Origin of the sequence: Limnohabitans sp. B9-3 (assembly GCF_002778325.1) — a bacterium.
Lineage (GTDB): Bacteria > Pseudomonadota > Gammaproteobacteria > Burkholderiales > Burkholderiaceae_C > Limnohabitans > Limnohabitans kasalickyi.
This window is the reverse complement of the sequence record NZ_NESI01000010.1, coordinates 29385-41921: the sequence shown is the minus strand read 5'-3', so window position 1 is coordinate 41921 and position 12537 is coordinate 29385. Positions and strand designations below refer to the sequence as shown.

Sequence of the window (12537 nt, the reverse complement as noted above, 5' to 3'; positions counted from 1 at the left end):
ATGACACCTCCCCGCCTCATCATCATGGGCGTGAGCGGTTGCGGCAAAAGCACCGTGGGGCTGCGCTTGGCGCAACGTATTGGCGTACCGTTCTTAGAGGGCGATGCCTTGCACCCCCCGCGCAACGTGGCCTTGATGGCTGCGGGCACACCGCTGACCGATGCTGACCGTGCGGGCTGGCTCGACGCCATCGCTGAGCACTTGTCGGCGCTGACGCCTGATGAAGGCCTGATCGTGTCCTGCTCGGCACTCAAACGCGCGTACCGCGAACGACTGCGCGCCTCCACCCCCGACTTGCAGTTTGTCCATTTGCACGGCACCCGTGCTTTGCTGGCGGCGCGTTTGGGCGGACGTCAAGGCCATTACATGCCGCCTGCCTTGCTCGACAGCCAGCTCGACACCCTAGAAATTCCCAGTGCTGACGAAGCCGCGCTGACCCTTGACATTGCCGAACCTGCCGACCTGTTGGTCGCACAGATCGAGCACCATTTGCAATTCAACCTTGCATGACAAACCTTGCATGACAAACCTCGCATGACGAACCACGCATGATCACCGCACAAACTTTTCGACTCGACGGCCGCATGGCCTTGATCACCGGCTCCTCGGCGGGCATAGGCTTGGGCCTGGCACGGGGCTTGGCCCAAGCGGGCGCCAGCGTCGTACTCAACGGACGCGACGCCACCAAGCTCAAAGCCACAGCCGCCACCTTGCGCGCGGAAGGGTTGGACGTGTTTGAGCGCTCCTTTGACGTGACCGATGCAGACGCCGTGAAAGCGAACATCGATGGCATAGAGCGCGATGTGGGTCCGATCGACATCTTGATCAACAACGCAGGCATACAACGTCGCGCGCCCTTGCACGAGTTCGACCACAAAGATTGGCACGAACTCATGCAAACCAACTTGGACAGCGTGTTCTTTGTCGGCCAAGCGGTGGCCAAGCACATGATCACGCGCAAGAAGGGCCGCATCATCAACATTTGTTCGGTGCAAAGCGAGTTAGGCCGCCCCGGCATTTCGCCCTACATGGCCAGCAAAGGCGCTTTGAAAATGTTGACCAAAGGCATGGCGATTGACTGGGGTCCGCTCGGCCTGAACGTCAACGGCATTGGCCCCGGCTACTTCAAAACCGAACTCAATGAAAAACTGGTGAACGACACCACCTTCAGCGCTTGGCTGACCAACCGCACGCCCAGCCGTCGCTGGGGCGATGTGGAAGAACTCGCCGGTGCGGCCGTGTTCTTGGCCAGCGACGCCTCCACCTTCGTGAACGGCCACATCCTCTATGTGGATGGCGGCGTCACCGCTCAGCTCTAAGGAACACCTATGAAAGCCATTGTTTGCCACGCGCCCGACGACTTGCGTCTCGATGCGTTTGAAACCGACACCCTCGGCCCCCAACAGCTCGCCGTGCGCGTGGCGTATGGCGGCATCTGCGGCTCTGATTTGCACTACTTCCGCCACGGCGGTTTTGGCACGGTGCGCATCAAAGAGCCCATGGTGCTGGGCCACGAGGTGTCGGGCATCGTCAGCGCCGTCGGCTCGGACGTGACAAATTTTGCGCCCGGCCAACGCATTGCTATCTCGCCCTCGCGCCCGTGTGGCGTATGCCAGTACTGCCAAAAAGGTCACCACAACCATTGCTTGGATATGCGTTTTTACGGCAGCGCCATGCGCTTCCCGCACATCCAAGGCGCATTCCGCGAATCGCTGGTAATTGACGCTTCGCAAGCGCACAAAATCAACGACACGCTGAGCTTGTCGCTCGCTGCGCTGGCCGAGCCTTTGTCGGTCGGCCTGCATGCCATTCAGCGGGCTGGCTCGGTGTTTGGCAAGCAGGTGCTGGTCACCGGCTGCGGCCCCATTGGTGCGCTGTTGATTGCTGGCTTGCGACGTGCCGGTGCGGCACGCATCGTGGCCGTCGACGTGGCCGACAAACCACTGGAATGCGCGCGCGCCATGGGCGCCGATGACACCATCAACCTCGCCACCACGCCCGATGGCTTGGCCCCATTCGCGGCCAATAAAGGCGTGTTCGATGTGATGTTTGAAGCCTCGGGCAATGACAAAGCTTTGCGCAGCGGCCTCGATGTGGTGACCCCGCGCGGCATCATCGTCAGCATTGGCCTGGGCGGTGACTCGACCTTGCCGCTGAACCAACTGGTGGGCAAAGAGCTGGAGTTGCGCGGCACCTTCCGCTTCCATGAAGAGTTTGCGGTGGCTGTGCGCTTCCTCAATGAAGGCTTGATCGATGGTCGACCCGTGATCTCGCATGTGTTGGACTTCGATCACGCCACCCAAGCTTTTGAGCTGGCCTGTGACAAGAGCCAAGCCATGAAGGTTCAAATCAACTTCGGCGCAGATAAAGTAACCGCATGACCACCTTCACCAAAACCATTCTCTTCACCGACACCGATGGCTGCGCGCGTTTTCGCGACGAGCCCATTTCTTTGACCGAAGGCAAACCTCAAGCGCGTTTGTCGACACTCATGAGCAGTGGCGGCTACCAGTTGCGTCACAGCCCTGTGGGCTTTCGCAGCACCTTCCACTGCAGCGACCATGGGCAATGGGTGTTCATCTTGAGCGGTCACATGGAAATTGGTTTGCAAGACGGCAGCTCACGCGTGTTCAGCCCCGGCGAACACTTCTACTCCGAAGATTTGCTGCCCGCAGGCGCCACCTTTGACGACAAGGTGCACGGCCACTGGAGCCGCCAAGTTGGCAACCAACCCTTGGTGACTTTGTTCGTGCGCGGATAAACCCACATGGCCATCAAAAACATGCTCGGCCACTCGCTCGATTTGCTGGGCGAAGCCATCGTGTCGGGCTATTACGCACCGGGTGCATCCATCCCACCCGAAACGGTGCTGTGCGTTGAACTGGGTGTCAGCCGCACCGTGGTGCGCGAGGCCGTCAAGTCGCTGGTCGCCAAAGGCTTGGTCAGCACGGGGCCCAAAGTGGGCACACGTGTGCTGCCCTCAGACCAATGGAATTGGTTTGACCCCAACGTCGTGGCATGGCAATCCAAAATCGGCCTGACGCGCGAATTTTTGCGCGACCTGCAAGACCTGCGCCGCGTGGTCGAACCCGCGGCCGTGCGACTGGCCGCTGAACGTGCCACCCCCGAAGATTTGGCCGAGGTCGAGGCTGCCTATGCCGGCATGAAGCACGCCATCGAATTTGGCGGCGACTACGTGACCCATGATTTGTTGTTCCACCAAGGCTTGCTCAAAGCGTGTCACAACCGCATGGTCGCGCAAATGAGCAAAGCCATTGGCGCCTTGCTGCGCACCAGTTTCGAGATCACCACCACCAAACCCAATGGGCCTGCCTTGTCCCTGCCATTGCACCGCGCCGTGCTCGACGCCGTGATTGCTGGCGAACCTGACAAGGCCGAACGCGCCGTGCTCAAGCTGATCGATAGCGCACGCGAGGACATTGAAATGGTCTTGGTCTCGAAAAAGAAACTGCCTTCATTGGCACTTCCTGCGGCCTCTTTGCGCGCGCCCAAATCGGTGCGTGCTTCCTCCATCACACCCTGAACGAAAGAACCGACCCATGCGTTTATTGATCACCGGCGGCGCTGGCTTTATTGGCGCCCGATTGGCCCGAACCCTCTTGGCGCGCGGCCAATTGAACGGCCAAGCCATCACCCAAATCATCTTGGCAGACCAGTTTCCAGCTCCTGCTGATTTGGCGGCTGACCCACGCGTGTTGGTCAAAACTGGCCCGCTGTTGGACCATTGCCAAGCCTTGGCCCATGAAGCTGTGGACGGTGTGTTCCATTTGGCATCTGCTGTGTCGGGCGAATGTGAGGCCGACTTTGACTTAGGGCTTCGCTCCAACCTCGACAGCACCCGCGCCTTGCTCGACGCCTTACGCTCACGCGTGCAAGGCGGCGCAGCACCCGCGCGTTTGGTGTTCTCCAGCTCGGTGGCGGTGTTTGGCCCAGATGATGCCGTGCCCATGCCCGACGTGGTGGGCGACGACACGCTGCCCACACCCCAAACCTCGTACGGCGCCCAAAAACACATCTGCGAACACTTGGTCGCAGACTACACGCGCAAGGGCTACATCGACGGCCGCAGCGCACGTTTGATGACGGTCACTGTGCGCCCCGGCAAGCCCAACGGGGCAGCGTCTTCGTTTTTCAGCGGCATCATCCGCGAGCCCTTGGCGGGCGAGCCCTCGGTGTGTCCTGTGTCGCCTGAGGTGTCGCACCCCGTCACCTCGCCGCGTGCCACCGTGGAAGGTTTGATCACGGTGTTTGAGTGCTCACGCGAAGCCTACGGGGGTCGCACCGCTTTGAACTTGCCAGGCTTGAACGTGACCGTGCAAGAGATGCTCGACGCCTTGACCCGCGTGGCCGGCCCCGAGGTGCGCGCCCGTGTGACGTTTGAGCGCAACGAGACCATCGCTGGCATCGTGTCGCGTTGGCCCAAAGGGTCCAGCTCGGTGCGCGCCAACAAGCTCGGCCTCTTCGCCGAAAAAACCTTTGACGACATCATTCGTCAATACATCGCCGACACCCAAGCGGGACCCAACGCGGCACAAGCTCTGAAAGGATACACACCATGAACCAGATCGATTTACAAGGCCGCGTCGCGGTCGTCACCGGCGGTGCCCAAGGCATTGGCTTTGCCACCTGCGAACGCCTGCTGCGCTCCGGCGCATCCGTGGTGATGTGGGACATCGACAGCGCCAAGATCAACGAAGCCAAGGCGCTGTTGAGCGAGCTCGGCCCCATCAGCGGCTACGTGGTGGAACTCACCTCCGACGCGGCCGTGGCAGCCACCACGGCACAGACCATCAAAGACTTGGGCCGCATCGACATCTTGGTGAACAACGCGGGCATCACCGGCGGCAATGCCACAACCTGGGAACTCGACCCTGAAGTATGGCGTCGTGTGATTGAGGTCAACCTGATTGCGCCTTATTTGACCTGCCGTGCTGTGACCCCGCACATGATCGAGCGCGGTTGGGGCCGCATCATCAACATCGCGTCCGTCGCTGGCAAAGAGGGCAACCCCAACGCCAGCCACTACAGCGCCTCCAAAGCCGGCGTCATTGCCTTGACCAAATCGCTGGCCAAAGAAGTGGCTACCAAAGGCGTCTTGGTCAACGCGATTGCCCCTGCCGTGGCGCGCACCGCGATGTTTGCGCAAATGACCGAAGCGCACATTGCTTACATGCTGGGCAAGATCCCCATGGGCCGCTTCGTGGAAGTGGAAGAAATTGCCGCCATGGTGGCGTGGCTGTCCAGCGAAGACTGCTCGTTCACCACCGGTTCGGTGCTGGACATCACCGGTGGTCGCTCGACTTACTAAAACCCAAGCCCGAGATGCAACGGTAAGTACACCGCCATGCCGCCCAAGATGGTCCACAGCACGTTGCGTTTGAGAAAGTAAATCAACGCACCGGCTGCTGCGGCAAACAAGCGGGCGTCTTGCCACGTGGTGATGAGCTGGCCATGGCTCATCACAATCTCGGGCACCACCACCGCCGACAAAGCGGCAATGGGTGCGTATTGCAAACCGCGTTGGGCCCAGTGCGGCAAATGCCACGGCTTGTTCGACAAGAAAAAGAAGCTGCGCGTCACCACCGACACCACGCCCAGGCCAACGATCACCAGCAAGGTCCAAAGATCGGTGGTGTTCATGTGCCCACCCCTGTTGGGTCTGTGGGTTTGAAGCGCTCTAGCGTCATGCACAAGATCACAGCCGCCGCGATTGCGACCACAATGTTGAGCTTCAAAGGCAGAGCATAAGCCACCACCGCCGCCACGCCCGCCACCGCCGCCGAGACCATGCGAAGCCGCGAACTGGCCAGCGAACACTGCACACCCACCAGACACAAAATGCCTGCAAAGCCCAAGCCCCATTCCGTTGGAATCCCATGTGCCAAAGCAATGCCCAACAAACTGGCCACCATCCAACCGCTCCAGTTCAAACAATCGCTGCCCGCCAAATAGGCCTCTTGACCCAAGCGCTCTTCGGGTGTGGCGCCGGGCTTATGAAACCGTTTGGTGAACAACACATAGCTGATGTCAGCCGTGACATAGGCGTGCATCAAACGCTCCCAACGCGGCAAGTGAATCAAGTGTGGCCGCAAGTGCAAGCTGAACACCACAAAGCGCAAGTTCACACAAAAACCGGTGGCCAAAATCACCCAAGCAGGGGCCCCGGCCACGATGAGCGGAATGGACGCCAGCTGCGAGCTGCCAGCAAACACCACCAAGGTCATGAACACCGACTCAACAATGCTCATGCCCGACTTGACCATGGCCACGCCGGTCATCAAACCCCAGGCGGCCACGCCCATCGCTTGAGGCGCGAGTTCGTGTAAACCGATTTTGAATTCAGGATGGCGGTAGAGCTTGGGGCTGAGAAACATCATGGCAACATCATTCCGCTGTGAGGTCGAAATGCTGGCCTGCACTGACAGCAAAGCCACGCAAAAACTCGGCCGCTGCCAAGCGTTTGCCACCTGCGCGTTGCAGCTCGGTGACACACAACACCCCCTCACCACACGCAATGCGCACACCCTGTGCATCCGCACTGAGCACCGTGCCGGGCAGGGTGTTGACGGCACGGTTAGACACCTCCGGCACCGCACGCCACAGCTTGATGACTTCACCCTCCAGCTGAGCCGAAGCGGCTGGAAACGGATTGAACGCGCGCACGCGGCGGTCAATGGTTTCAGCCGTGTCGCGCCAGTTCACGGCAGCCTCGGCTTTTTCAATTTTGTGGGCGTAAGTGACGCCCTCCAACGGCTGCTTGACGGGCGTGAGCTGGCCCGCTTGTGTATCTCTCAAAGCCTGCACCACCAACGCGCCGCCTAGGTCGGCCAAGCGGTCGTGCAGGGTCGCGGTGGTGTCTTGCGCATCGATGTCGAGCACCCCGGTCAACAGCATGTCGCCCGTGTCCAAGCCCGCATCCATTTGCATGATGACCACGCCGGTTTGCGCGTCACCCGCCTCAATGGCGCGGTGAATCGGTGCCGCGCCACGCCAACGTGGCAGCAACGACGCGTGGATGTTGAGGCAGCCCAAACGCGGGGCACTGAGCGTCCATTGCGGCAAGATCAACCCATAAGCCGCCACCACCATCACGTCGGCGTTGGCGGCTGCAATGGCCGCTTGGGCCTGAGCTGCGTCGTCGGGGTATTTGCCATCCAAACGCAAGCTCAAGGGCTGGGCGACGGGGATGTTGTGTTGCAAAGCAAGTTGCTTGACAGCCGAGGCTTGCAGCTTCATGCCGCGACCGGCAGGGCGGTCGGGTTGCGTCAGCACCAAGGGCACCTCGTGGCCTGCGGCCAAGATCTGGGCCAAAGCCACAGCAGCAAATTCGGGCGTACCCGCAAAAATAACGCGCATCAATGACCTTGGGTTCAGGCGTCGTCGCGCGCAGATTTGAGCATTTTTGTTTTGATACGGGTGCGCTTCAAAGGCGAGAGATATTCCACGAACACCTTGCCCAGCAAATGGTCCAGCTCGTGCTGCACGCAGACCGCCAACAGGCCCTCGGCCTCGATGGTGCGCACCTTGCCGTCCGCATCCATGGCTTTGACTTTGACTTGGGTGGCACGTTCGACGCCGTCGTAAATGCCAGGCACCGACAAGCAGCCCTCTTCACCTTTGACGCGCTCGTCACCCATCCAAGTGATTTCAGGGTTGATGAGCACCATGGGTTCGTTGCGTTTTTCTGATACGTCAATGACCACCAAACGCTCGTGCACATCCACTTGGGTGGCCGCGAGGCCAATGCCATTGGCGTCGTACATGGTCTCGAGCATGTCAGCGATGAGGGTGCGGATGCGCGCATCCACCTCGGCCACTGGCTTGGCAACGGTGTGAAGTTTGGGGTCTGGGAATCGAAGAATGTCTAACTTGGGCATACGCTTATTGTCTCTGCTTTTGAAATTTTCGACCTGCGCGCATGTCTATTGAAAACCGAGCTCCGCACAATGGTTTTCTCACCCCAAGGAGACCTGCATGCCATCTACACCTCTGACCAAAGACGAACTGCGCGCTTGGCTGCGTCTGAGCTTGAGTGACGGTGTGGGCAACGATGCCGCACGACGCCTGCTGGCCGCCTTTGGCAGTCCGCAAGCGGTGTTTGCCCAAAGCGAGGCGACATTGCGCCAAGTGGTCAGCGCCAAACAGGCCTTGGCCCTGCTGACCGAACCCAACGAACTCGCCGTGCAATGCGTGCGCACCCAGCAATGGCTGGCACAACAACCCGACACCCACGGTCACGCGGTGTGGACCTTGGGCGACGCCCATTACCCCGCCGCCTTGCTGCAACTGCCCGACCCGCCCTTGATGGTCTACGCACAAGGCCAACTTGAGGCGACTTTGGGCCCGGCTGTGGCCATCGTCGGCAGCCGCAACCCCACGCCGCAGGGCGCACAGACGGCCGCGCAATTTGGCGAAGCATTGGCCGCGGCGGGCATGTGTGTGGTCTCGGGTTTGGCCTTGGGCGTCGACGGCGCGGCACACCTGGGCGCGTTGCGCGGCGCGCAGTCGCGTGGTACGGGTGAGCATTGGCACACGGTGGCCGTGGTGGGCACTGGCTTAGACCGCGTGTACCCGCGCCAACACCAGACCTTGGCCTACGACATCGCGCTACACGGCCTCATGCTGAGTGAATACCACTTGGGCACAGCGCCGCTGCCACCCAACTTTCCCAAACGTAACCGCCTCATCGCCGCGCTTGGCTTGGGCACGTTGGTGGTGGAAGCGGCTTTGCAATCGGGCTCGCTCATCACCGCCCGCTTGGCCCTTGATTTGGGGCGCGAAGTACTGGCCATCCCAGGCTCTATCCACGCCACGCAATCGCATGGCTGCCACGCCCTGATCCGCCAAGGGGCCAAGCTGGTGGAGAAGGCCCAAGACGTGTTGGAAGAACTGCAATTGCAAGAACAAACGTCGCTGTTTGATGACGCACGGCCAGACGACACCCTTGCGGATCAGGGCGAACGCGACGCCACCGAGCCTGCGCTTTTGACGCACATGGGCTACGGCCCCGTCAGCCTAGATGCCTTACAAGCGCGTTGCGGCCTCGCCACGGCCAGCCTGCAAGCGCAACTCTTGACCTTGGAGCTGGACGGGCTGATTGGGCGCTTGCCCGGTGGTTTGTTTCAACGTATGGGGCGTGCGTGATAGATCTGCAATAAATGCCGTTATATTGAACCCATGTTTGAAGTGCTCGTCTTTGTCTACGAAAACTATTGGCACGGTGATGCGTGTCCAGAGTTGCACCAGCTGGGCCGCAAACTCAGCGCCGTAGGCTTTGAATCGGACGACATTTCACAAGCGCTGCAATGGTTGGACGGCCTGAATATCGCCTCGCACAACACCGAGCTGATCGATATCGGTCAATCTTCCTCTGAACACCACACTGAATCAGCCCACAGCCTGCGCGTGTACTCGGTGGCAGAACAAGACCGCTTGGGCGCGGCATGTTTGGGCTTCATTCGCTTTTTAGAAACCGCCGACGTGCTGTCGCCTCACATGCGCGAAATCGTGATCGACCGCGCCATGGCGATGGACGTGGCCGCACAACCCATCACCCTCGATGATCTGAAACTTGTCGTCTTGATGGTGTACTGGAGCATCGGACTCGAGCCCGATGCGCTGGTGCTGGACGAGTTGTGCGACGACGCGGATCGCGTCGCGCATTGAGCTGTTAGACCACCGCGCCCGAGTTCTCGTCGTCAGGATCGCCCGGGGCTTTGACCGGTGTTTTGATCAAATCTTCGCGTTGAATGCCCAGCCACATGGCAATGGCGGCGGCCACGAACACGGAGGAGTAAATGCCGAAGCAAATGCCGATGGTCAGGGCCAGCGCAAAGTAGTGCAGGGTGGCACCACCGAACAACAACATGGACAACACCATGAGCTGCGTACAGCCGTGGGTAATGATGGTGCGGCTGATGGTGGAGGTGATGGCGTTGTCGATGATCTCGACCGTGTCCATCTTGCGGTAGCGGCGGAAGTTTTCACGAATACGGTCAAAGATCACCACCGATTCGTTCACCGAGTAACCCAGCACGGCCAGCACCGCAGCCAGCACGGGCAGGGAAAACTCCCACTGGAAGAACGCGAAGAAGCCCAAGATGATGATCACATCGTGCAAGTTGGCAATGATGGCGGCCACCGCAAACTTCCACTCGAAGCGCATGGCCAAATAAATCATGATGCCGATGACCACAAAGGCCAAAGCCTTGAGGCCGTCAGCCGCCAACTCGTCGCCCACTTGTGGCCCCACAAATTCAGTGCGGCGCAGCTGCACATTGGGGTCCATGGTTTTCAAAGCGGTCAACACTTGCTCGCTTTGCTGGGCAGAACTTTGACCTTTGACCGCAGGCATGCGGATCATCACGTCGCGGGCCGTGCCAAAGTTTTGCACCTGCACGTCGTTCAGGCCAAGCTTGGCGATTTGGTCGCGCACCACGTTCAAGTCAGCGGGTTGGCTGTAGCTGACTTCCATCAGCGTACCGCCCGTGAACTCGACCGACAGGTGCAAGCCACGGCTGAACAAGAAGAACACCGCCGCCAAGAACGTGATGAACGAAATGGCGTTGAACGCCACCGCGTTCTTCATGAACGGGATGTCTTTGCGGATCTTAAAAAATTCCATGACTTAATTTCTTTCTTGTCGCAGCGCGATCAGGCGCGCCACACGGTGCCGATGGACACGCTTTGCAATTTCTTTTGACGGCCATACCAAAGGTTGACCAAGCCACGCGAGAAGAACACGGCAGAGAACATGCTGGTCAAGATGCCCAAGCAATGCACCACGGCAAAGCCGCGCACGGGGCCCGAACCAAAGGCCAACAAAGCCAATCCGGCAATCAAGGTGGTGACGTTGGAGTCGAGGATGGTGGCCCACGCACGGTCGTAACCCGCATGGATGGCCGACTGGGGCGAGGCACCGTTGCGCAGCTCTTCGCGCACGCGTTCGTTGATCAGCACGTTGGCGTCAATCGCCATACCCAACACCAAGGCCATCGCGGCCATGCCAGGCAAAGTGAGTGTCGCTTGCAACATCGACAGAACTGCTACCAAAAGGAGCAAGTTCACGGCCAGTGACACGCTGGAGAACATGCCAAACAGCATGTAATACACGCACATGAAGGCCGTCACGGCCACAAAGCCCCAAGTGACCGAGTCAAAACCTTTGGCAATGTTCTCAGCACCCAAGCTTGGACCAATGGTGCGTTCTTCGATGATTTCCATGGGCGCAGCCAACGAGCCAGCGCGCAACAACAACGCGGTGTCGTTGGCTTCCACGGTGCTCATGCGGCCCGAAATTTGAACACGACCGCCACCAATTTCGCTGCGAATCACAGGTGCGGTGACGACTTCGCCCTTGCCTTTTTCAAACAGCACGATGGCCATGCGTTTGCCCACGCTTTCACGGGTCACGTCTTTGAAGATGCGTGCGCCTTTGGCGTCAAGCGTCAAATGCACAGCCGCTTCTTGGTTTTGGGTGTCAAAGCCGGGTTGTGCATCGGTGAGGTTTTCGCCGGTCAAGATGACTTGCTTTTTCACGATCACCGCTTGACCGCTGCGCTCCAAAAAGCGCTCGGTACCAAACGGCACAGGGCCGTTGCTCAGCTCCGCGCTACGCGCTTCGGCGCTGTCATCCACCATGCGGATTTCCAGCGTGGCCGTGCGGCCCAAGATGTCTTTGGCCTTGGCGGTGTCTTGCACGCCAGGCAGTTGCACCACGATGCGGTCCGTGCCTTGCTGCTGAATCACGGGCTCGGCCACGCCCAACTCGTTGATCCGGTTGTGCAAGGTGGTGATGTTTTGCTTGATCGCTTGCTCTTGCACGCGCTTAGCAGCCACAGGGTTGATCACCGCCGTGAGTTTGAAGTCAGCGCCATCGGGCGCGCTGGTCGTTTGCAAATCGGCGAACTGGTCTTGAATCACGCGCTGGGCAGATTCCAAGGTGGCCATGTCCCGAAAGCGAATGTCGATGGTTTGGTTGTTACGGCTGATGCCGCTGTGGCGCACGTTTTTCTCGCGCAAGCCGGTGCGAATGTCACCGGCCAAGGATTCGGCTTTTTTGGTCAAGGCCGCAGGCATGTCCACTTGCAACATGAAGTGCACACCACCGCGCAAGTCCAAACCCAAATACATGGGCGAGGCGCCCAAGCTGGTCAGCCACGCAGGCGAGCGGGCCAACAGGTTCAAAGCCACCACATAGGCTGGGTCATTGGCGTCAGGCACCAAGGCGTTTTGAATCGCGTCTTTGGCTTTGATTTGGGTGTCGGTGTTGTCAAAGCGGACTTTGAGTGAGCCGTTGTCCAAGGTCAACACATCAGGCGTGATGTTGGCCGCTTTCAGCGCCGCTTCGACCCGCTCTTGCACCGCAGCATCGACTTTGACACTGGGTTTGCCCGCGCTCACCTGAACAGCAGGCGATTCGCCAAAAAAGTTAGGCAGCGTGTAGAGGCTGCCAATCAACAAAGCGATCACGATGATCGCGTATTTCCAAAATGGGTAACGGTTCATGATCGCTTT

At 59.7% G+C, this 12537-nt stretch carries 15 protein-coding genes; 9 read left to right on the top strand and 6 right to left on the bottom strand.

Going from position 1 to position 12537, the window contains the following annotated elements; genetic code table 11:
- The 7 genes from B9Z42_RS14295 to B9Z42_RS14265 are packed head-to-tail and all read left to right on the top strand — an operon-like array spanning nt 1 to nt 5329.
- On the top strand, nt 1–510 hold the full coding sequence (locus tag B9Z42_RS14295; RefSeq protein WP_100134090.1) for a gluconokinase: 510 nt from the start codon (nt 1–3) through the stop codon (nt 508–510).
- A gap of 38 nt (nt 511–548) precedes the next feature.
- Complete coding sequence (locus B9Z42_RS14290; RefSeq protein ID WP_100134089.1) at nt 549–1319, top strand: glucose 1-dehydrogenase; 771 nt, start codon at nt 549–551, stop codon at nt 1317–1319.
- Between the two features lie 9 nt (nt 1320–1328).
- The gene (locus tag B9Z42_RS14285) at nt 1329–2381 is read left to right on the top strand and encodes an L-idonate 5-dehydrogenase (RefSeq protein WP_100134088.1); all 1053 of its coding nucleotides are present in this window, start codon (nt 1329–1331) and stop codon (nt 2379–2381) included.
- Nucleotides 2378–2761 (top strand): hypothetical protein, encoded by a 384-nt coding sequence (locus B9Z42_RS14280; protein ID WP_100134087.1) that lies wholly within the window; start codon nt 2378–2380, stop codon nt 2759–2761. The genes B9Z42_RS14285 and B9Z42_RS14280 overlap by 4 nt, the downstream gene beginning before the upstream one ends.
- Nucleotides 2762–2767: 6 nt before the next feature.
- Nucleotides 2768–3544 carry a FadR/GntR family transcriptional regulator gene (locus B9Z42_RS14275; RefSeq protein ID WP_100134086.1) on the top strand — a complete coding sequence of 259 codons (777 nt, stop codon included), beginning with the start codon at nt 2768–2770 and terminating at the stop codon, nt 3542–3544.
- A 16-nt stretch (nt 3545–3560) separates the two neighbouring features.
- A complete protein-coding gene (denD, locus tag B9Z42_RS14270) occupies nt 3561–4580 on the top strand; it encodes a D-erythronate dehydrogenase (RefSeq protein ID WP_100134085.1) in 1020 nt (339 codons plus the stop codon).
- Nucleotides 4577–5329, top strand: coding sequence for an SDR family NAD(P)-dependent oxidoreductase (locus B9Z42_RS14265; RefSeq protein ID WP_100134084.1), 753 nt, complete (start codon nt 4577–4579; stop codon nt 5327–5329). The genes denD and B9Z42_RS14265 overlap by 4 nt, the downstream gene beginning before the upstream one ends.
- Here B9Z42_RS14265 and B9Z42_RS14260 read toward each other — a convergent pair.
- From B9Z42_RS14260 to def, 4 genes are read right to left on the bottom strand one after another with little or no spacing between them, the layout of a single operon-like run.
- The gene (locus B9Z42_RS14260) at nt 5326–5661 is read right to left on the bottom strand and encodes an AzlD domain-containing protein (protein WP_100134083.1); all 336 of its coding nucleotides are present in this window, start codon (nt 5659–5661) and stop codon (nt 5326–5328) included. The two genes, B9Z42_RS14265 and B9Z42_RS14260, sit on opposite strands and share 4 nt — an antisense overlap.
- Nucleotides 5658–6395: an AzlC family ABC transporter permease gene (locus B9Z42_RS14255; protein WP_100134182.1), complete on the bottom strand. Its 738-nt coding sequence runs from the start codon at nt 6393–6395 to the stop codon at nt 5658–5660. Before B9Z42_RS14255 ends, B9Z42_RS14260 begins: the two co-directional genes overlap by 4 nt.
- Nucleotides 6396–6405: 10 nt before the next feature.
- Nucleotides 6406–7377 carry a methionyl-tRNA formyltransferase gene (gene fmt / locus B9Z42_RS14250; RefSeq protein ID WP_100134082.1) on the bottom strand — a complete coding sequence of 324 codons (972 nt, stop codon included), beginning with the start codon at nt 7375–7377 and terminating at the stop codon, nt 6406–6408.
- A 14-nt stretch (nt 7378–7391) separates the two neighbouring features.
- On the bottom strand, nt 7392–7898 hold the full coding sequence (gene def, locus B9Z42_RS14245) for a peptide deformylase (RefSeq protein ID WP_100134081.1): 507 nt from the start codon (nt 7896–7898) through the stop codon (nt 7392–7394).
- 97 nt (nt 7899–7995) lie between these two features.
- On the opposite strand from def, the gene dprA reads away from it, so the two are divergent.
- Both dprA and B9Z42_RS14235 read left to right on the top strand, forming a co-directional pair.
- Nucleotides 7996–9165 (top strand): DNA-processing protein DprA, encoded by a 1170-nt coding sequence (gene dprA, locus B9Z42_RS14240; protein ID WP_233203658.1) that lies wholly within the window; start codon nt 7996–7998, stop codon nt 9163–9165.
- 33 nt (nt 9166–9198) lie between these two features.
- A complete protein-coding gene (locus tag B9Z42_RS14235) occupies nt 9199–9687 on the top strand; it encodes a DUF494 domain-containing protein (RefSeq protein ID WP_100134080.1) in 489 nt (162 codons plus the stop codon).
- 4 nt (nt 9688–9691) lie between these two features.
- Here the strand turns inward: B9Z42_RS14235 and secF are convergent, their stop codons facing one another.
- Nucleotides 9692–10645, bottom strand: a complete 954-nt coding sequence (gene secF / locus B9Z42_RS14230; RefSeq protein WP_100134079.1) for a protein translocase subunit SecF — start codon at nt 10643–10645, stop codon at nt 9692–9694.
- Between the two features lie 29 nt (nt 10646–10674).
- Complete coding sequence (secD, locus tag B9Z42_RS14225) at nt 10675–12528, bottom strand: protein translocase subunit SecD (protein ID WP_100134078.1); 1854 nt, start codon at nt 12526–12528, stop codon at nt 10675–10677.
- Nucleotides 12529–12537 lie beyond the last annotated feature (9 nt).

What these genes read in the sequence shown, in the direction of transcription:
- B9Z42_RS14295 (WP_100134090.1), top strand. Translation starts at nt 1, where the DNA reads ATGACACCTCCCCGCCTCATCATCATGGGCGTGAGCGGTTGCGGCAAA.
- B9Z42_RS14290 (WP_100134089.1), top strand. Translation starts at nt 549, where the DNA reads ATGATCACCGCACAAACTTTTCGACTCGACGGCCGCATGGCCTTGATC.
- B9Z42_RS14285 (WP_100134088.1), top strand. Translation starts at nt 1,329, where the DNA reads ATGAAAGCCATTGTTTGCCACGCGCCCGACGACTTGCGTCTCGATGCG.
- B9Z42_RS14280 (WP_100134087.1), top strand. Translation starts at nt 2,378, where the DNA reads ATGACCACCTTCACCAAAACCATTCTCTTCACCGACACCGATGGCTGC.
- B9Z42_RS14275 (WP_100134086.1), top strand. Translation starts at nt 2,768, where the DNA reads ATGGCCATCAAAAACATGCTCGGCCACTCGCTCGATTTGCTGGGCGAA.
- denD (WP_100134085.1), top strand. Translation starts at nt 3,561, where the DNA reads ATGCGTTTATTGATCACCGGCGGCGCTGGCTTTATTGGCGCCCGATTG.
- B9Z42_RS14265 (WP_100134084.1), top strand. Translation starts at nt 4,577, where the DNA reads ATGAACCAGATCGATTTACAAGGCCGCGTCGCGGTCGTCACCGGCGGT.
- B9Z42_RS14260 (WP_100134083.1), bottom strand. Translation starts at nt 5,661, where the DNA reads ATGAACACCACCGATCTTTGGACCTTGCTGGTGATCGTTGGCCTGGGC.
- B9Z42_RS14255 (WP_100134182.1), bottom strand. Translation starts at nt 6,395, where the DNA reads ATGTTTCTCAGCCCCAAGCTCTACCGCCATCCTGAATTCAAAATCGGT.
- fmt (WP_100134082.1), bottom strand. Translation starts at nt 7,377, where the DNA reads ATGCGCGTTATTTTTGCGGGTACGCCCGAATTTGCTGCTGTGGCTTTG.
- def (WP_100134081.1), bottom strand. Translation starts at nt 7,898, where the DNA reads ATGCCCAAGTTAGACATTCTTCGATTCCCAGACCCCAAACTTCACACC.
- dprA (WP_233203658.1), top strand. Translation starts at nt 7,996, where the DNA reads ATGCCATCTACACCTCTGACCAAAGACGAACTGCGCGCTTGGCTGCGT.
- B9Z42_RS14235 (WP_100134080.1), top strand. Translation starts at nt 9,199, where the DNA reads ATGTTTGAAGTGCTCGTCTTTGTCTACGAAAACTATTGGCACGGTGAT.
- secF (WP_100134079.1), bottom strand. Translation starts at nt 10,645, where the DNA reads ATGGAATTTTTTAAGATCCGCAAAGACATCCCGTTCATGAAGAACGCG.
- secD (WP_100134078.1), bottom strand. Translation starts at nt 12,528, where the DNA reads ATGAACCGTTACCCATTTTGGAAATACGCGATCATCGTGATCGCTTTG.